We start from the raw sequence: 17,286 nt of genomic DNA on the forward strand, positions 1-17,286 counted from the left end.
AACCCCTCCCGCCCCTCAGGCCAGGCGGAAGAGCCGGGCTGCGTTGTCGTGGCAGACGGCGCGCAGCCAGGCGTCGCCGAGGCCGAGGCGTTCCAGGGCGTCGAGCTGGTGCTCGTAGGGGTAGGGGATGTTCGGGAAGTCGGTGCCCAGCAGGATCCGGTCGCCGAGGTCGGCGAGACGGCCGCGGTCCTGCGGCGGGAAGCCGCTGAACTGCTCCGAGAAGTCGGTGAAGGCCATGGTGGTGTCGAGGCGGACCTCGGAGTACCGGTCGGCGAGGTCGAGGAAGTCCGCGTACTCCGGCATCCCCATGTGCGCGACGATCAGCGGCAGCCGGGGGTGACGGGCCAGCAGCCGGGCGATCGGCTCGGGTCCGGTGTGCTTCCCCGGGACGGGCCCCGAACCGCAGTGCACGACCGTCGGGATCCCGGCCTCGGCGAGGAGCCCCCAGACCGGGTCGAGCCGGTCGTCGGTGGGGTCGTACCCGCCCACCTGGAGGTGGGCCTTGAAGACCCGGGCCCCCGCGGCGACGGCCTGGCCGACGTACTCCCGCACCCCGTCCTCCGGGAAGAAGGTCGCGGTGTGCAGGCAGTCGGGGGTGCGCGCGGCGAAATCGGCGGACCAGGAGTTGAGCCAGGCGGCCATGGCGGGCTTGTGCGGATAGAGCATGGCGGTGAAGGCCCGGACCCCGAACTCCCGCAACAGCGCGACCCGCTGCTCCTCCTCGTGCCTGTAGGTGATGGGCCACTCGACGCCGGTCAGCGGGCCGACCGCGTCGAAGTAGTCCCACACCTTGTCCAGCACGCGCTCCGGCATGAAGTGCGTGTGTACGTCGACCAGCCCGGGCACCTCGAGCCGTTCCCGGAACGCCCGGACGGCCTCAGCCGTCTTCGCGGACAAAGCCGTGGCTCCGCTCGACCGTCGCGACGTGCAGCGTGTAGCTCTCGTACCAGTCGGTGCGGCCCTGCTTCATCGCCGCCTGGTGCTCCATGTCCTTGCGCCAGAGGGCCATGGACTCGTGGTCGCGGAAGTAGGCGACGGTGATGCCGAGCCCGCCGGGGGTGCGCGCGGACTCGTAGCCGAGGAAACCCGGATTGCCGCTGACGAGCTCGGCCATCCGCTCGAGCGTCTCGGGGTATCCGCCGTCCTCGGCGGTCCGGACGCTGGTGAACACGCTCATGACATAAGGCGGTTCGAAGGCCTGTACGGGCTGGATGCTCATGCCCACCACCCTCTGCGGCCGGTACGTGGCATGTCCACCGGAAAACGGCCCGGAGCGCCAAAGGGATCCAAGTTTTGACCTTGCCCCCTCCTGCGCCGGCCGGGTCAGAACAGCCCGTCCTGCGCGGCCGCGGCGTCCCGCCCGGGGGCCGGGATCCCCGCCACGGGCACGTCGGTGGCACCGCCCTCCCCGCCCTCCAGGGGCGCCACCAGCTCCCACCCCGCGAGCAGCCGGGTGTCCACGACCAGCCCGTCGGCGAAGTGCAGATCGGGCCCGGCCGCGGCGACGAGCCGGCCGGCGACGCTTCCGCCGGGCACCATCTCCGTGATCACCCGGGCCGGGGCGGGCAGCGCGTCGAGCCCGAACACCCCCGCGTGGTCGGTCACCTCGCACTCGAGCCTCTCCAGCGACTCCGGCCACCCCTCCAGCACGGCCGCCCGCGCGTGCAGGGCCATGACCTCCGCCGCCCGCTCGGGCGCCGGCGGCACGTCCCCCCGCACGGCCCGCTTACGGGCATAGGCGATCCGGTCGGGCACTCCGAGCGCGGCCCGCAGCAGCTCCTCGGTCCGACGGGCCGCCATCAGCGGCCCGCGCCCTAGCCAGGCCCAGGCCACCGCGCCCTGCTCCAGCAGCCGGACCGACCCGCGCTCCTCGGCGGTGATGCCCACCTTGACCAGTCCGGCCCCGAACCAGGCGAGGTACACCCGGTAGGTACGCGGATCACCGGCGTTGGTGTCGGCCGCCACCGAGAAGGACCGGTCCAGGCCTGCGCACTCGGGGCACTGGGCGTTCCCGGCCCGGCCGGGCACGGTCCGCCCCGTCGGGCACGGCGTCCGCCGTCCGGCCCGCCGGATGCCGAGGCAGTGGCGCTCTCCCCGTGCGGCGAAGGCGAGCGGCTGCCCGTACCCGAGGAGGCTGGCGCGCTCGCCCCGTCCCGGTCCCGGCTCGTACCAGCCCATGGCGGGCCGGCCGTCGTTCCACCGAAGCCCGGTGCACCACCAGGTCACAGGGGGAGCGGTCGCTCGAAGAAGGTTTCCAGGACGACGGTGGCCTGCGTCCCGCTGACACCGTCGATGGCGTAGAGGCGGCGCAGCACGTCCTGCAGCTGCTCGGTGGTGGCCGTGCGGACCTTGACCATCACCGAGGCGCTGCCGGCGATGATGTGCGCCTCCTGAATCTCCGCGATGCCCTCGAAGGCGGCCCGCGAGTCGCCCATCCAGGCCGTGGAGTCGACCATCACGTAGGCCAGCACCCCGCTGCCGACGGCCGCCGGATCCACCTCGACCGTGGTCCGCCGGATGACCCCCCGCTCGCGCAGCTTGCGCACGCGCTCGTGGGTGGCGCCCGCGGAGAGCCCCACGGAGGCCGCCAGCGCCGCGTACGACTGGCTCGCGTCCTCTTGGAGGCGCTGGATCAGCGCCCGGTCGATGTCGTCCACCGAACTCCTCCTACGTCCCTGCACACCCTGGCGGAGACGCTACCTGATCCTGGATTCACCCCCTGTGGCCGAACAGCATTCGGCCGGCCCTTCCCCCTTCCCTCCCCCGCCCGGCTAGCGGGCGACGAACTGCGTCAGGATCGCCTGCACCTCATAGATGTCGACGCCCTTGGTGAAGGTCTTCGCTATCGGCGCCGAGCTCCCGGAGAGCCATATCTTCAGCTCCGCGTCCAGGTCGAAGTGTCCGGCGGTCTCCACGGAGAAGTGCGTGATGCTCCGGTACGGGATCGAGTGGTACTCGACCTTCTTGCCCGTGAGCCCCTGCTTGTCGATGAGCACGAGCCGCCGGTCGGTGAACAGGATCGTGTCGCGGATCAGCACGTACGCGGCGTGCACCTGCTCCCCCTGCCCCAGCAGCCGCGCGTACTCGCGGTGAGCCGACGCCGGATCCACTGCGTGCGCGTTCCCGAACAGTCCCATGTGCGTTCCCCCTGCTTTCCCGGTGAGCCGGTCCCTGGCGAGCCGGTCCCTGCCGAGTCGATCTCCAAGAAACCGTAGCCTCGCCCGGTCTTGCCCCGCGTCCCCCGGCAGAGCCATCTCACCCCGTAACCCCCCGGAGCCAGGTCTCATCACTGAGGAGGAGGGGAGAGGGAGAGGAGGAGGCGGCGGAGGAGGAAGGGGAAGGAACGAAGAGGAGAAGAGGAAGGACAACGCAAGAGGCCCCCCGGTGAACCGGGGGGCCTCTTGGGCTGTGCACTCGGCAGGATTCGAACCTGCAACCTTCTGATCCGTAGTCAGATGCTCTATCCGTTAAGCTACGAGTGCTTGGCTGGCCGGGGTTTTGCGCCCCGTTGGCCTTGCGAGAACAACAATACATGGACCTCGCCGGGACGCGAAATCCATTAGGCCCACCCGCTCTGACCTGCGGAAACGGCTTGAAAGAAGATCATCCGGTTGGGTGCCGCGGCGCCCTCGGGGCAGCTCTGCGCGGGCAGATCCCGCCATCCCCCGAACCCGCCGTCCCCGAACGGCCCGCACCCCGACGGCCCGCACCCCGAACGCACCGGACCCCGAACGCACCGAAGCCCCGGTCCGCAAGGACCGGGGCTTCGTGAAGTGCGGAGGCGGAGGGATTTGAACCCTCGATGGGGCGTAAACCCCAAACCGCATTAGCAGTGCGGCGCCATAGACCGGACTAGGCGACGCCTCCAGCACACCCCCGCGTACGAAGGTGCGTGCAGATGATGACACAGGCCAGGGGCTGGTCACCAATCCGCTCCCACGGTACAAGGAGGGCGGCCCGCAGAGCAAAGCCTTAAGCACCCCCATGTGCGAAACGTCAGCGCCTGCTCGTCGTTGGTCTGTCGTACGACGTACGGACGACCTGGAGTTCCCCATGCTGCGTCTCGCCGCTTTCGCCGTCACCTCCGCTCTGGCCGCAGCGGCGGCTGGCCCGATGGGCCCCCTGCCCCCGCTGCCACCCCTGAGCCGGCTCCTGACCGCCCCCGCCCCGGCCCCCGACCGGCTCACCATCGTGGTGGCCGACACGGGCAACCCGCTGGCGGACGGCGAGTACCGGCTGGAGTGCGCACCGCCCGGCGGGAACCACCCGCAGGCCCAGGACGCCTGTGCCCGCCTCGAAGCCCTCGCGCGCGAGGGCAAGGACCCCTTCGCTCCCGAGCCCGAAAACCAGCTGTGCACCATGCAGGACGGCGGCCGCGCCACCGCCAGGATCACCGGAACCTGGCACGGCAACAGGGTGGATTCCCGGTTCCGCCGGACGAACGGCTGCGAGATCCGCCGGTGGAACGACTTGGAACCTGTGCTTCCACGTGGGCGTTCCTGACCTGGGAGGATGCACCGCTCGGGCGGTATGCGCCGGACATCCGCCCCCTCACCGGGAGCCCGTGCGCATAGACTCCTCCCGTGACATGCCGGTAGTTGTGGTCAGGGAGGAAGCTCGTCGTGAGCAGCAGGCCATCCCGAGGCGCTGCTCGCCTCGCAGCAATACTCGACGCTCTTCCGGACGCGCTGTTGCTCGTCAACGCCAACGGCACGGTCGTCAACGCCAATTCGATCGCCCTAGAGGTCATGGAGAGCCCCGGAACCGGGCTCGTCGGCCGGGGCGTGCTCGACCTCCTGCCCGAGTTCGACTCCAAGCTGATCCCCGGCTCCATGCGCCGGCCCGGCGAGGACGAGGGCGGCCGGGCCCGCCCGAAGCGGATGGTCGCCCGCCGCACCGACGGCAGCGAGTTCCCGGTCGAGGTCACCGCGGCCCATCTCGACGGCCGTGACGCCTACCGCGAGCCGCAGCCCTCGTACACCGGTGACGAGCTGCTGATGCTCGTCGTACGGGACCTCTCGCAGACGGTGGACACCGAGGCCGAGCTGGCCCGCTCGCAGCGCCAGACCGAGATGATCCTGCGCGCCGCCGCCGAGGGCGTCGTCGGCACGGACACCGACGGCAGGGTCGTGCTGGTCAATCCGGCCGCCGCCCAGATCCTCGGCTACCGCGCCACCGACCTCGGCAACCGCGAACTGCACGGGCTGGTCCAGCACTCGCGCGCCGACGGTTCGCCGTTCCCCTTCGAGGAGTCCCCGCTCGCCGACACCCTGCGCAGCGGACGCAAGCACCGGGTCCGCGGCCAGGTGCTGTGGAACAAGGCCGGGCAGCCCGTCGCCGTGGACCTGACCACCTCTCCCGTACGGGACGGGGAGCAGCTCGTCGGCGCCGTCATGACCTTCACCGACCGGCGTTCCTACGACGCGCTGGCCGCGCGCCACGCCCAGCTGCTGTCGGTCCTCGGCGACTCCCTGCGCGGACCGCTGGAGGAGCTGCGCGGCGAACTGGCCACGCTGGCCGCCGACGACGCGGGACAGCTGTGGCCCGAGGCCAACCAGCTCCTGCACCACCTGGCCGCCGGCTACTCCCGGATGACCACGCTGGTCGACAACGTGCTCTCCTTCCAGCGCCTCGACGCGGGCGGCGAGAAGCTCGACAAGAAGAAGGTGCTGATCGACGGGGTCGTCGCGGCCGGTGTCGACGGCGCGGTCGAGCTGATCGGCCCCGGGCGGGCGCAGTTCGCCGTGCACGCCCCGACCATCGAGGCCGAGGTGGACGCGGAGCGGATCGCGACCGCCCTCGCGCACCTGGTCGCGGACGTCGCCGGAGTGGACGCCACCGGCAAGACCCGTCAGGGCAGCGGGTACAGCGACTCGACGATCGTCGTGGCCGCCGCGCAGCGCGGCGAAGTCGTACGGATCGAGGTACGCGGCCCGTACGAGGGCGGCAACCCGGTGCACGAGCCGATCGTGCGGGGCATCGTGGAGGCGCACGGCGGTGTGCTGCAGACGGTGGAGGTACCCGGCGCGCCCGGCGGGGCGTACGTACTGGAGCTGCCGCTGGGCGCGGGAGCCGGGACGGTCACCCTGCCCGAGCCGAAGGAGGCTCCCCCGGCCGAGCCCGGAACCGAGCCCGGAACCGAGCCCGGCACCGAGGGCGGCCCGGGGCAGGTCTCCGGCGGCCGGCGGGCCCGGCGCGGCGTGGACGCGTTCCTCGCCGACGACGCCGATGAGGCGGCCGGCGGTAAGGGAGCCGACCGCGGCACCGGCACCGGTCTGGCGAAGGCGGGGCAGGCGGCCGACGGCGGGAGCGCGCTCGCGCTGCCGTCCGGGCGGCGCAGGGGCGGCGAGGCCGCGGCCGTGGCCCGGCCCGGCGACGGCGCTCCCGCGGAGCTCGCCCAGTCCCCCGTGAACCCGGCGGGTCTGGGTGGCAGCGGCACCGGACGGCGGCGCGGCCAGAACGGCGACGGCAGCGACGGCAACGGCAACGGCAACGGCACCAACGACTCCGGTGGCGGCAACGACCGTCCGGGCGGCCCCGGGCGGCGGCCCGTGCCCCCGCAGGGGACCGCCGTGCCCGCCCTCCCGCCCATGCCGGTGGCTCCCGTGCCGGTGCCCCCGTTCCCCGGGCTTCCCGTGCCGCTGACGGAGCACCCCGCCGGGCGGCGGCGTGCCCTGGGTGCGGCGGGACCGGCGCAGCCCGGCGGCCCGGTGCCGGCGACCGGGCTCGGGCCGACGCCCGCGCCGATGCCGGCTCCGGTGCCCGCCGTTCCGTCCTCCCCCGCTCCCGCACGGCCCATCGCCCCCGAGGGCGGCTTCGCACTGCCCGCCGGGCCGACGCCGGCTCCGCAGCCGCCGCAGGCCCCCGCCATGGCCGGCTCCGCCGCTGCCGAGGCCGAGGCCGACGCCTCGGGCGGGCGGCGCGGGCGCCGGGTACTGGGGGCGCCGCCCGTCGCGGACTCCGAGGGCGCCGAAGCCGCCGCCGGGCAGCCCGACGCGGGCGCGCAGGGCCCCGTAGGCCCCGAGACGCATCCCACCGGTCGGCGGCGTGCGCTGCCCGCCACCCCGGCCTGGCCGGTTCCGGCGGCCCGTACCGCGCCCGAGGACTCCGACGGCAGCGGGCAGATCGCCGTACCCGGAGCCCGGCAGCCGCAGGACAACCCGGCGGAGGCCGCCGGGGCGCCGATCAGCGTCCGCGCGCTGGGCAGCCTCGGCCAGGGCGGCGGGGCCGGCGACACCAACGGCTCCGGCCGGCGGCGCCGGCTCGCGGAGCCCGCGCCCGAGGGCCGTGCCTTCGCCATAGGAGCCCCCGAGGAGGGCTCCGCCGAGGGCCCGGAGCCGCTGGACGGGCCCGGTGGCGCCGTCGAGGTGGTCAACCGGACCGTGCCGCGTCCCGTGGACGACGAGCTGCCGCCCGAGCCGCTGGACAACCCGCGCCGGCTCCTGGTCTGGCCGGCTCCGGACGCGCAGACGCAGGCCGCGCTCAGCGACCGCGGCTACCGCCCGGTGATCGTGCACTCCCGCGAGGAGGTCGACGCGCAGATCGCCGCGTTCCCCGCCGCGCTGTTCGTGGACCCGCTGACCGGGCCGATCACCCGGACCGCCCTGCAGTCGCTGCGTCAGGCCGCGGTGGCCGCCGAGGTGCCCGTACTGGTCACGGCCGGGCTGGGGCACGCCACGCGCGAAGCCGCGTACGGCGCCGATCCGGCCGTCCTCCTCAAGGCGCTCGCGCCGCGCGACAGCGAGCAGCACCCTTCCCGGGTGCTGCTGATCGAGGAGCACGACGAGATCGCGACCGCGCTGACCGCCGCCCTGGAGCGGCGCGGCATGCAGGTCGCGCGGGCCGACGCCGATACGGACGCCGTGGAACTGGCGACCCGGATGCGGCCGAACCTGGTGGTGATGGACCTGATGCAGGTGCGCCGCCGCCGGGCCGGGATCGTGGACTGGCTGCGCGCCAACGGGCAGTTGAACCACACCCCGCTGGTCGTCTACACGGCCACCGGGATCGAGCCGGCCGAACTGCCGCGGCTGGCCTCGGGCGAGAGCGTGCTGTTCCTCGCCGAACGGTCCACCACGGCGGACGTACAGGGCCGCATCGTGGACCTGCTGGCCAAGATCGGCACCAACTAGTCATTCTGGCCGCATGGCCATCATCGACACGAGCGAGCAGACCGTCCCCGCAGACAACGGGGAGGTCAGCCTGCTCATCGCACGCCAGGTTGATCCGGGCCACGAGGAGAACTTCGAGGCCTGGGCCCACGGGATCCTGGAGACGGCCGCGGCCTTCCCCGACCACCTGGGGTACGGCCTGTTCCGCCCGGCCGTCGAGGGCGGGCCCTGGTTCCTGGTGCACCGGTTCCGCAACCAGGCGGCCTTCCAGCGCTGGCAGGACTCCGCCGAGCGCGCCGCCTGGTTCTCCAACTGCCTCGGGCACCACCACACCGAGATAGCCCGGCGCGAACTGCACGGCATGGAGACCTGGTTCGCGAAGCCGGGTACGGCCCGGCCCGCGCCGCCGCGGTGGAAGATGGCGATCAGCTCAGGGCTGGCCATCTTCCCGATCTCGCTCGCGGGCAACGCGCTGCTCGGGCCGTACCTGGTGAATCTGCACTTCGTGCTGCGGACGGCCGCGTTCGCCGTCGTCTTCAGCACCCTGATGACCTACGTGGCCATGCCCGCGATCAGCAAGGTGCTGCGGCCCTGGCTCACGCGCGGCCAGTAGCCCCGGTGGGGCCGGCGGGGCCGGTGGATCAGTCGAGCTTGGTGACGTCGAGGACGCCGTCCGCGTACTGCTTGCGGATCACCTTCTTGTCGAACTTGCCGACGCTCGTCTTCGGCACCGCCTCGACGATCGCCCAGCGCTCCGGCAGCTGCCACTTGGCGATCGAAAGGGCGAGGAAAGCGCGCAGTCCCGCGTAGTCCACGGTGGCGCCCTCCTTCAGGACGACGGTGGCCAGCGGGCGCTCGTCCCACTTGTCGTCGGGTACGGCGACCACCGCCGCCTCGGCGACCTCGGGGTGGGCCATCAGCGCGTTCTCCAGCTCCACGCTGGAGATCCACTCCCCGCCGGACTTGATGACGTCCTTGGCGCGGTCGGTGAGGGTGAGGAAGCCGTCGGTGCTGATCACACCGACGTCGCCGGTCTTGAGCCAGCCGTCCTCGCTGAACTTGTCCTCGGGGCGGAAGGGTTCGCCGGCCGCGCCGCCGTAGTAGGCACCCGCGATCCAGCTGCCGCGGACCTCCAGCTCGCCCGCCGACTCGCCGTCCCAGGGCAGGAGGTCACCGCCGGGGCCGACCAGGCGCGCCTCGACGCCCGCCGGGAAACGGCCCTGGGTGATGCGGTACGGCCACTCCTCCTCCGGAGTCAGGCCGGCCGGCGGGTGGGCCATGGTGCCCAGCGGGGAGGTCTCCGTCATCCCCCAGGCGTGGTTGAGGCGCACGCCCAGCTTGTCGTAGGCATCCATGAGGGCCGGCGGACAGGCGGCGCCGCCGATGGTGACCTGCTTCATCGAGGTCAGGTCGCGCGGGTTGGCGGTGACCTCGGCGAGCAGTCCCTGCCAGAGCGTGGGGACGGCCGCGGCGTGCGTGGGCTTCTCGCGCTCGATCATGTCGGCGAGCGGGGCGGGCTGCAGGAAGCGGTCCGGCATCAGCATGCTGATGCCGGTCATGAAGGTGGCGTGGGGCAGGCCCCAGGCGTTGACGTGGAACTGCGGGACGACGACGAGGGAGGTGTCCTTGTCGGTCAGACCCATCGACTCGGTCATGTTGACCTGCATCGAGTGCAGGTAGATCGACCGGTGGGAGTAGATGACGCCCTTGGGTTCCCCGGTGGTGCCGGAGGTGTAGCACATGGCCGCGGCCTGGCGCTCGTCCAGCTCGGGCCAGTCGTAGGTGTCCGGGCGGCCCTCCAAGAGCTCCTCGTACTCGTGCACGCGCACGCCGAGGCCCTCCAGGGCGGAGCGGTCGCCGATGCCCGCGACCACGACGTGCTCGATCGTCGGCAGGTGCGGCAGGAGCGGGACGAGCAGCGGCAGCAGGGTGCCGTTGACCAGGACGACCTTGTCGGCCGCGTGGTTCACGATGAAGACCAGTTGCTCGGGAGGGAGCCGCAGGTTCAGCGTGTGCAGGACGGCGCCCATGGACGGGATCGCGAAGTACGCCTCGACGTGCTCGGCGTTGTTCCACATCAGGGTCGCGACACGGTCGTCCTGCCGGACGCCCAACTCGTCGCGCAGGGCGTTGGCCAGGCGCGTGGCACGGGTCCCGATCTCGGCGAAGCTGCGGCGGTGCGGCTCGGCCTCCCCGGTCCAGGTCGTGACCTGGGACTTCCCGTGGATCGTCATCCCGTGCTGCAGTATGCGGGTGACGAGGAGTGGTACGTCCTGCATGGTGCTCAGCAAAGCGTCCTCCCGGTGAGCGCTGCGGCGCTGCGGCGGCTACGGATGCTGCGATTCTGCGCACGTACCGCTCGGTCTGTCACTACCCAAGAGTAGAAACGCGGGCGTTGTTTCACGTGAAACATCGCCCGGGAGGGGCCGGACCGGAGTCGGACCGAGGTCGGACCGGAGCCGGGCTCAGCGGACGGGAGCCAGTTCCGGGTCCTCGCGGAGCTTGACCAGCGCCCGGGAGACGGCGCTCTTGACCGTGCCCACGGAGACGCCGAGCAGCTCGGCGGTCTGGGCCTCGCTCAGGTCCTCGTAGTAGCGCAGGACGACCATCGCCCGCTGCCGGTCCGGCAGCCGGGTCACCGCGCGCCACATCGCGTCGCGCAGCGCCTGCGCCTCGGCGGGATCGGCGGCCGGCGGTTCGGCGGCCTCGGGAAGCTCGTCGCAGACGAACTCGTCGACCTTGCGCTTGCGCCACTGGCTGGTGCGGGTGTTGACCAGGGCCCGGCGGACGTACCCGTCCAGGGCGCGGTGGTCCTCGATGCGGTCCCAGGCGACGTAGGTCTTGGCCAGCGCCGTCTGGAGGAGGTCCTCGGCGTCGCAGGGGTTGGCGGTGAGCGAGCGCGCGGTGCGCATCAGGACCGTGCCGCGGGTCCGGACGTACGCCGAGAACGACGGGTACGGCGTCGGATTCGAGGCGAGCGTGCACACAGGCGTGGTCATGCCTCCACGCTAGGAGCGGAGCGGCCCCACCGGATCGGCCGCAAGTGCCGAAGCGGGATCCCCCTCAGGTTGTAGGGGCGGGGCCCGCCCCACCTCCTGAAGGTGGAGGAGGCGGGGCTTCCGCGAGGCTTCCCCGGTACTTCCCGAAAGGACGGATCAGCCGTCCGCGCCCAGGATCAGGCCGGAGGTCGGGACGCCGGTACCGGCTGTGACCAGGGCGTGGGCGGCGCCGGAGACCTGGTTGACGGAGGTGCCGCGCAGCTGGCGGACCGCCTCGGCGATGCCGTTCATGCCGTGCAGGTACGCCTCCCCGAGCTGGCCCCCGTGGGTGTTGAGCGGCAGCACGTCGGCGGCCACGAAATCGGCCGCCTCCCCCGGCGCGCAGAAGCCGAACTCCTCCAGCTGCATCAGGACGAACGGCGTGAAGTGGTCGTAGAGGATCCCGACGTCGATGTCCGAGGGCCGCAGTCCACTGGTCCGCCACAGCTGGCGGGCGACCACGTCCATCTCCGGGAGCCCGGTGAGACCGTCCCGGTAGAAGGAGGACATGGCCTCCTGCCGGCGGCCCGCGCCCTGTGCCGCCGCCGTGATCACGGCGGGTTTCTGCCGCAGGTCACGGGCCCGTTCGGCGGTGGTGACGACGATGGCCTGGCCGCCGTCCGTCTCCTGGCAGCAGTCGAGCAGCCGCAGCGGCTCGACGATCCAGCGCGAGGCCGCGTGGTCGGCGAGGGTGATGGGCTTGCCGTAGAAGTAGGCGGCCGGATTGTTCGCGGCGTGCCGGCGGTCGGTGACCGCGACGTGGCCGAAGGCCTCCGGGGTCAGGTTGTAGGCGTGCAGGTAGCGCTGGGCCGTCATGGCCACCCAGGAGGCCGGGGTGAGCAGCCCCCAGGGCAGCGACCAGCCGAGCGCCGCACCCTCCGCCGAGGGTTCGCGCTGCTGGACGCCGGAGCCGAAGCGGCGGCCGGAGCGCTCGTTGAAGGCGCGGTAGCAGACCACGACCTCCGCGACCCCGGTGGCCACGGCGAGCGCGGCCTGCTGGACGGTCGCGCAGGCGGCGCCGCCGCCGTAGTGGATGCGGGAGAAGAAGGAGAGGTCACCGATCCCGGCCGCCTGGGCGACGGTGATCTCGGGGCTGGTGTCCATGGTGAAGGTGACCATGCCGTCCACGTCGGCGGGGGTGAGCCCGGCGTCGTCGAGGGCCGCGTGCACGGCTTCGACGGCCAGCTTGAGCTCGCTGCGGCCGGAGTCCTTGGAGAACTCGGTCGCGCCGATGCCGGCGATGGCCGCGCGGCCGCCGAGCTGGTCACGGGTGCGGACGCTCATGCGGTGCCCTCCGGGGCGGCGAGGGTGACGGTGACGGTGCCCGTGACGTGGTGTCCCACGCCGTTGGCGCCGACCACGCGGATCTCGGCCGTGTCCCCGTCGAGCGCGGTGACGGTGCCGGTCAGCGTCATGGTGTCGCCGGGGTGGTTCGGGGCACCGAGGCGGATCGCGACCTTGCGCAGGACCGCGCGCGGGCCGAGATGGTCGGTGACGTACCGGCCGACCAGGCCGTTGGTCGTCAGGATGTTCATGAAGATGTCCGGGGAGCCCTTCTCCCGCGCGAGCTCCGCGTCGTGGTGCACGTCCTGGTAGTCCCGGGAGGCGATCGCGCCCGCGACGATCAAGGTGCGGCTGACCGGTATCTCCAGCGGCGGCAGCGTGTCGCCGATGTTCATGCCTCGTCCCCCTCGGGCGTGTCTTCGGACAGGACCGCGCCCAGCTCGGCCAGCAGTTCGCTGCCGCAGCCCAGGTACGCGTCGAGCTGGCGCCCCCACAGGAAGTGCCGGTGGACGGGATGGTCGAGATCGGCGCCCATCCCGCCGTGCAGGTGCTGGCCCGCGTGGACGACCCGTTTGCCCGCTTCCGAGGCCCACCAGGCCGCCGTCAGGGCGTGCTCCCCCGCCGGCAACCCCTGGTCCACGCGCCAGGCCGCCTCGTACGCGGTGACCCGTATCGCCTCGGTGTCCATGTAGGCGTCGGCCGCGCGGAGCATGACCCCCTGGTTGGTGGAGAGCGGCCGGCCGAACTGCTCGCGGGTGGAGGTGTACTCCACCGCGCGGGCCAGCGAGCCCGCGCAGACGCCCGCCTGGAGGCCGGCGAAGGCGGTTCGGGCGACGGCCAGCACGTCCGCGCAGGCGCCCTCCGCCCCGACCGGTTCCGCCTCGGCGCCGGTCAGCGTCAGGCCTCCGGCCGACCAGGGAGCGGTGGTCTCCACCGGCTCCGTACGCACCCCGGGCGCGTCCGTCCGTACGAGCCACAGGGCTCCCGTCCGGTCCGGGACCAGGACGTGCGTGGCCTCGCGCAGCCAGGGCACGGCGGGGGCGGTGCCACTCAGCCGGCCGTCCGCCGAGGCCGTGATCCGGCCGCGGTTCGGGAAGGCTCCGGTGGCGACCGCGTCGCCGGAACCGAGCGCCGGGAGCAACCGGGCCCGCTGCTCCTCGGTGCCGTGCCGGGCCAGGGCGAGGATCCCGTACACGCACGTGGCGGCGTACGGGACCTGCGCGGTCGTGCGGCCCTGTTCCTCCAGCAGGAGCACCAGGCCGAGCAGGCCGACGTCCTCGACGGCGGCGGTCAGTCCGGCGGTGGTGAGGGCCTTCCACAGCTCGGCGTCGCTGCCGGTGCCGGCGGCGCCGAGGCGGTCGTGGGTGGCGAGGTCGCCGAAGATCTGGGCGGCGAGTCCGGCCGCGGCGGCCTGTTCCTCGGTGGGGTGGAAGTCCATCAGGCTTCGCTCCCCCGGAAGACGGGCAGTTCCAGTTCCTCGTCCACGCGCAGGAACTCCAGTCGCACGGGCAGCCCGATGCGGACCTTGTCGTACGGGACGCCGGTGATGTTGCTGACCATGCGGACCCCTTCGGCGAGTTCGACGAGGGCCACGGCGTAGGGCGGGTCGAAGGCGGGGAAGGGCGGGTGGTGCATGACCACGTAACTGAACACCGTGCCGGCGCCGGACGCCTCGACCGTGTCCCAGTCCGGGCTCCCGCAGGTATTGCAGCCGGGGAGCCAGGGGAAGCGGAGCGTCGCACAGGCGGTGCAGCGCTGGATCAGCAGCTTGTGCTCGCGGACGCCGTCCCAGAAGCCCTGGTTGTCGCGGTTGATCACGGGGCGGGGACGCCGGGCGGGCTGGGCGGGCTTCGCCGCCTTGGCGGGCTTCGTCGCCTCGGTGGCCCTCTTCGCCGCCGGGGCGTACTTGAGGATGCGGAAGCGGTGGGTGCCGGCGAGTTCGCCGTTCGCGCGGACGTCCATGCGCGTGGTGACGAAGTGGCCGGTGCCCAGTTTGGTCGTCTTGCGCGGCGACACCGACTCGATCACGGCATCGAAGGTGATCGCGTCGCCGGGGCGCAGCGGTCGCAGGTACTCCTGCTCGCAGTCGGTGGCGACGACGGAGGTGCAGCCCGCGCCGTCGAGCAGGGCGAGGAGGTCGTCGTACGCCGAGGAGCGGCCGGTGTGTCCGGAGAGCCCGCCCATCGTCCATGCCTGGAGCATCGTGGGCGGGGCGATGGCGTCCGGCCCGGTGTAGGCCGGGTTGGCATCGCCCATGGCCTCGCACCAGTGGCGGATCATCGGCTCGTTGACGGGGTCCTTGCCCTGGCCCGCGGTGGCGGCGGGCTGCCCTTCGAAGGACGCGAGGAGGGTGTGGAAGCGCGCCGCCTCCGTCTCTTCTGCTGGTGCCGCCGCTTCCGCGGAGGCGTCGGTGGCGGGCCTGGCGGTCATCGCTTCCTTCCCTTCATACCGAGCCGCATCATGGCGACGATCTCCCGTTGGACCTCGCTGACGCCGCCCCCGAAGGTGTTGATCTGGGCGGCCCTGTTCATCCGCTCCAGCTCGCCGCCCGCGAAGACCTCGGGGCCCGATCCCCGGATGAGCGCCTCCTCCCCCACCACCTCCTGGCAGATCCGGTACACCTCGACGGTGGACTCGGTGCCCAGGAACTTCACGCCGCTCGCGTCGCCCGGCGCCAGGGTGCCGGCGCCCACGTCCTGGACGAGGCGCCAGTTGAGGAGGCGTACGGCGGCGAGGCGCGCGTGGGCCTCCGCGAGCCGCGACTGCACCCAGGGGCGGTCGGCGGGACGCTCGCCGGTGACCGGGTCGGGGGTGCGGGCGTGGTCGAGCGCGCCCCGGTAGAAGTCCTCGGCCTGCATGCCGATGGCGGCGAGGGCGACGCGCTCGTGGTTGAGCTGGTTGGTGATCAGGCCCCAGCCGCCGTGCTCGGGGCCGACGAGGTTGCCGGCCGGCACGCGGATGGAGTCGTAGTACGTGGCGGTCGTGGTCAGGCCGCCGACCGTGTCGATCGGGGTCCAGGCGAAGCCGGGGTCGTCGGTGGGCACCAGGATAATGGAGATGCCCTTGTGCTTGGGGGCTTCCGGGTCGGTGCGGCAGGCGAGCCAGATCCAGTCGGCGTTCTGGGCGTTGGACGTGAAGATCTTCTGGCCGTCGATCAGCCAGCCCTCTTCGTCACGGACGGCCCTCGTGCGCAGGGAGGCGAGGTCGGTGCCCGCCTCGGGCTCGGAGTAGCCGATGGCGAAGACGAGTTCGCCCTTGAGGATCCGGGGCAGGAAGAAATCCTTCTGCTCCTGCGTCCCGTACTTCATCAGGGTCGGGCCCACGGTGTTGAGGGTGACCATGGAGACGGGGGCGCCGGCCCGGTAGGCCTCGTCGAAGAACACGAACTGCTCGTCCGGGCCGCGGCCCTGGCCTCCGTACTCGACGGGCCAGCCGAGCCCGAGCAGTCCGTCGGCGCCTATCCGGCGCAGGAGTGCGCGCTGCTCGGCGGGGTCCTCGGGCACCCCGTCCGGCAGCAGGTTTCCGAAGTACTCCCGCAGCTCGGAGCGGAGCCGCAACTGGCCTTCGGTCGGGGCGAGGTGCACGGCGCTGGCCTCCCGGCATCACATCATCAAGTGAACCTGACTGTCCGTCAGATTCCAGGTGGATGTCAAGGCCGAGGCGCTGTGACGGAGCACGTACACGCACGGGGGCGCCCGCACTACCGGACCCCAGCCGGTCCGGTCGCGCGGGCGCCCTCAGCAGTCGGTGCGACTCAGGCCGCGGCTACCACCAGGGGTAGAAGTTCACGGCGACGTTGGAGTTGTGCTGTTCGATCGCGGTGAAGGCCGAGCCGTTGACCTGCGCGGTGTTGTTCTGGTTGGACGCGCCGGATCCGGTGGCCACCTGCTGTGAGGTGGAGGAGTTTCCGTGGTTGCTGCCACCCACGCCGCTGCCGATGATGCTGGCGACGCTCGCATTCGATCCGTCGTTCGCGAAGGAACCGTTGTCGGCCGATGCCACCCCGCCGAAGAGGGCGACGGCGAGGGGGAGAGCGGCGACGGCGGCGATGACGCGGGCGGTACGGATGCTTGCCATGTCTGTATCCTCCAGAAAACCGAAGTGGGGTTCACTCCAAGGCAGTTGGCCGACCGCCTCGGTCGTTCCGTGTGGTGACGACGTCGCGACACCAGAGTTGCCCACCGAATCCCCGGCGAACCACCCCGGAGTCCCCGATTCCCCCGCAAGCATGACCAACATCGGATAAACCCCATTCGCGCCCCCGACGCCCCAGGTCAGCGCCTTGAGACCCGCTGAAACCCCCGCCGGGCAAGGGGCGAACCGTTCCGCCAAACCGGCCGGCCCCGGACATGCCGAAAAGGGCCGCGCCGTCCGGGAACCCCACCGTCTCCCGGGCCTGCGGCCCTGCGCTGCCAAGCTTCACGCCCCCCGCACGCCCCCGGCGCTCGCCGGGGCCTTCCCACTGTGCCCCGCTCCGGGGCACCTTCACGGCGCGATCCGCGGTCGCGGCCTGCTCACACCGACCGACCGGGCTCCAGCGCCTGTGCGCTGTGCTGCTCTCGCGTTCTGCTGCGTCTGTCCTGTGGTGCTCCCGCGCTCTCCTGTGGTGCTCCTGCGTACTCACGCTTGCCGCGGCGTACCGGCGGACCTGGGTGCCGACCCGGGTACGCGCACCGGGTGCTGTCGTGTCGTGCCTACGGGGCGCCGCGCACTGGGCCCTACTGCTTGCACCTGCGCGCACTGCGTCCTGCGGGCAAACGGTCCTGCGTCCTGCGTCCTGCGTCCTGCGTCCTGCGTCCTGCGTCCTGCGTCCTGCGTCCTGCGTCCTGCGTCCTGCGTCCTGCGTCCTGCGT

The 17,286-nt window shown here is 72.4% G+C and carries 16 protein-coding genes and 2 tRNA genes; 3 read left to right on the forward strand and 15 right to left on the reverse strand.

Translation table 11 applies throughout. From position 1 onward, the window contains the following. Window positions 1–15: 15 nt before the first annotated feature. From ACFYYB_RS28555 to ACFYYB_RS28585, 7 genes are all read right to left on the reverse strand, one after another. Window positions 16–897, reverse strand: coding sequence for an amidohydrolase family protein (locus ACFYYB_RS28555; protein WP_389438576.1), 882 nt, complete (start codon window positions 895–897; stop codon window positions 16–18). Then, on the reverse strand, window positions 878–1,219 hold the full coding sequence (locus ACFYYB_RS28560; protein WP_327305839.1) for an antibiotic biosynthesis monooxygenase: 342 nt from the start codon (window positions 1,217–1,219) through the stop codon (window positions 878–880). Before ACFYYB_RS28560 ends, ACFYYB_RS28555 begins: the two co-directional genes overlap by 20 nt. 104 nt (window positions 1,220–1,323) lie before the next feature. Then, entirely contained in the window at window positions 1,324–2,226 is a 903-nt protein-coding gene (locus tag ACFYYB_RS28565) for a DUF2797 domain-containing protein (protein WP_389438578.1), read from the reverse strand. Next, complete coding sequence (locus ACFYYB_RS28570) at window positions 2,223–2,657, reverse strand: Lrp/AsnC family transcriptional regulator (protein ID WP_389438580.1); 435 nt, start codon at window positions 2,655–2,657, stop codon at window positions 2,223–2,225. The genes ACFYYB_RS28565 and ACFYYB_RS28570 overlap by 4 nt, the downstream gene beginning before the upstream one ends. A 114-nt stretch (window positions 2,658–2,771) precedes the next feature. Further along, complete coding sequence (locus ACFYYB_RS28575) at window positions 2,772–3,137, reverse strand: PH domain-containing protein (protein WP_389438582.1); 366 nt, start codon at window positions 3,135–3,137, stop codon at window positions 2,772–2,774. Between the two features lie 272 nt (window positions 3,138–3,409). Next, window positions 3,410–3,482: transfer RNA gene (locus ACFYYB_RS28580), tRNA-Arg, on the reverse strand. Between the two features lie 294 nt (window positions 3,483–3,776). Then, a tRNA-Ser gene (locus ACFYYB_RS28585) sits at window positions 3,777–3,867 on the reverse strand. Between the two features lie 186 nt (window positions 3,868–4,053). Between ACFYYB_RS28585 and ACFYYB_RS28590 the strand changes: the two genes are divergently transcribed. From ACFYYB_RS28590 to ACFYYB_RS28600, 3 genes are all read left to right on the forward strand, one after another. Continuing rightward, entirely contained in the window at window positions 4,054–4,503 is a 450-nt protein-coding gene (locus ACFYYB_RS28590) for an SSI family serine proteinase inhibitor (protein WP_389438584.1), read from the forward strand. A gap of 119 nt (window positions 4,504–4,622) precedes the next feature. Continuing rightward, a complete protein-coding gene (locus ACFYYB_RS28595; RefSeq protein ID WP_389438586.1) occupies window positions 4,623–8,132 on the forward strand; it encodes a PAS domain-containing protein in 3,510 nt (1,169 codons plus the stop codon). A 13-nt stretch (window positions 8,133–8,145) separates the two neighbouring features. Continuing rightward, window positions 8,146–8,724 carry an antibiotic biosynthesis monooxygenase gene (locus ACFYYB_RS28600; protein ID WP_327305833.1) on the forward strand — a complete coding sequence of 193 codons (579 nt, stop codon included), beginning with the start codon at window positions 8,146–8,148 and terminating at the stop codon, window positions 8,722–8,724. 28 nt (window positions 8,725–8,752) lie between these two features. Here ACFYYB_RS28600 and ACFYYB_RS28605 read toward each other — a convergent pair whose 3' ends face one another. From ACFYYB_RS28605 to ACFYYB_RS28640, 8 genes are all read right to left on the reverse strand, one after another. Further along, a complete protein-coding gene (locus tag ACFYYB_RS28605) occupies window positions 8,753–10,402 on the reverse strand; it encodes a long-chain fatty acid--CoA ligase (RefSeq protein ID WP_389438588.1) in 1,650 nt (549 codons plus the stop codon). A 174-nt stretch (window positions 10,403–10,576) separates the two neighbouring features. Next, complete coding sequence (locus ACFYYB_RS28610) at window positions 10,577–11,110, reverse strand: SigE family RNA polymerase sigma factor (protein ID WP_389438589.1); 534 nt, start codon at window positions 11,108–11,110, stop codon at window positions 10,577–10,579. Window positions 11,111–11,266: 156 nt separating this feature from the next. Continuing rightward, window positions 11,267–12,433 (reverse strand): lipid-transfer protein, encoded by a 1,167-nt coding sequence (locus ACFYYB_RS28615; RefSeq protein ID WP_389438590.1) that lies wholly within the window; start codon window positions 12,431–12,433, stop codon window positions 11,267–11,269. Then, a complete protein-coding gene (locus ACFYYB_RS28620; RefSeq protein WP_389438592.1) occupies window positions 12,430–12,828 on the reverse strand; it encodes a MaoC family dehydratase in 399 nt (132 codons plus the stop codon). Before ACFYYB_RS28620 ends, ACFYYB_RS28615 begins: the two co-directional genes overlap by 4 nt. Then, complete coding sequence (locus tag ACFYYB_RS28625; protein WP_389438593.1) at window positions 12,825–13,871, reverse strand: acyl-CoA dehydrogenase family protein; 1,047 nt, start codon at window positions 13,869–13,871, stop codon at window positions 12,825–12,827. The genes ACFYYB_RS28620 and ACFYYB_RS28625 overlap by 4 nt, the downstream gene beginning before the upstream one ends. Next, on the reverse strand, window positions 13,871–14,863 hold the full coding sequence (locus tag ACFYYB_RS28630) for a bifunctional MaoC family dehydratase N-terminal/OB-fold nucleic acid binding domain-containing protein (protein ID WP_389438594.1): 993 nt from the start codon (window positions 14,861–14,863) through the stop codon (window positions 13,871–13,873). Before ACFYYB_RS28630 ends, ACFYYB_RS28625 begins: the two co-directional genes overlap by 1 nt. Continuing rightward, on the reverse strand, window positions 14,860–16,017 hold the full coding sequence (locus ACFYYB_RS28635) for an acyl-CoA dehydrogenase family protein (RefSeq protein WP_389438596.1): 1,158 nt from the start codon (window positions 16,015–16,017) through the stop codon (window positions 14,860–14,862). Before ACFYYB_RS28635 ends, ACFYYB_RS28630 begins: the two co-directional genes overlap by 4 nt. 181 nt (window positions 16,018–16,198) lie before the next feature. Beyond that, entirely contained in the window at window positions 16,199–16,510 is a 312-nt protein-coding gene (locus ACFYYB_RS28640; protein WP_112446768.1) for a hypothetical protein, read from the reverse strand. Window positions 16,511–17,286 lie beyond the last annotated feature (776 nt).

Source organism: Streptomyces sp. NPDC002886, from assembly GCF_042888445.1.
Classification (GTDB): Bacteria; Actinomycetota; Actinomycetes; order Streptomycetales; family Streptomycetaceae; genus Streptomyces.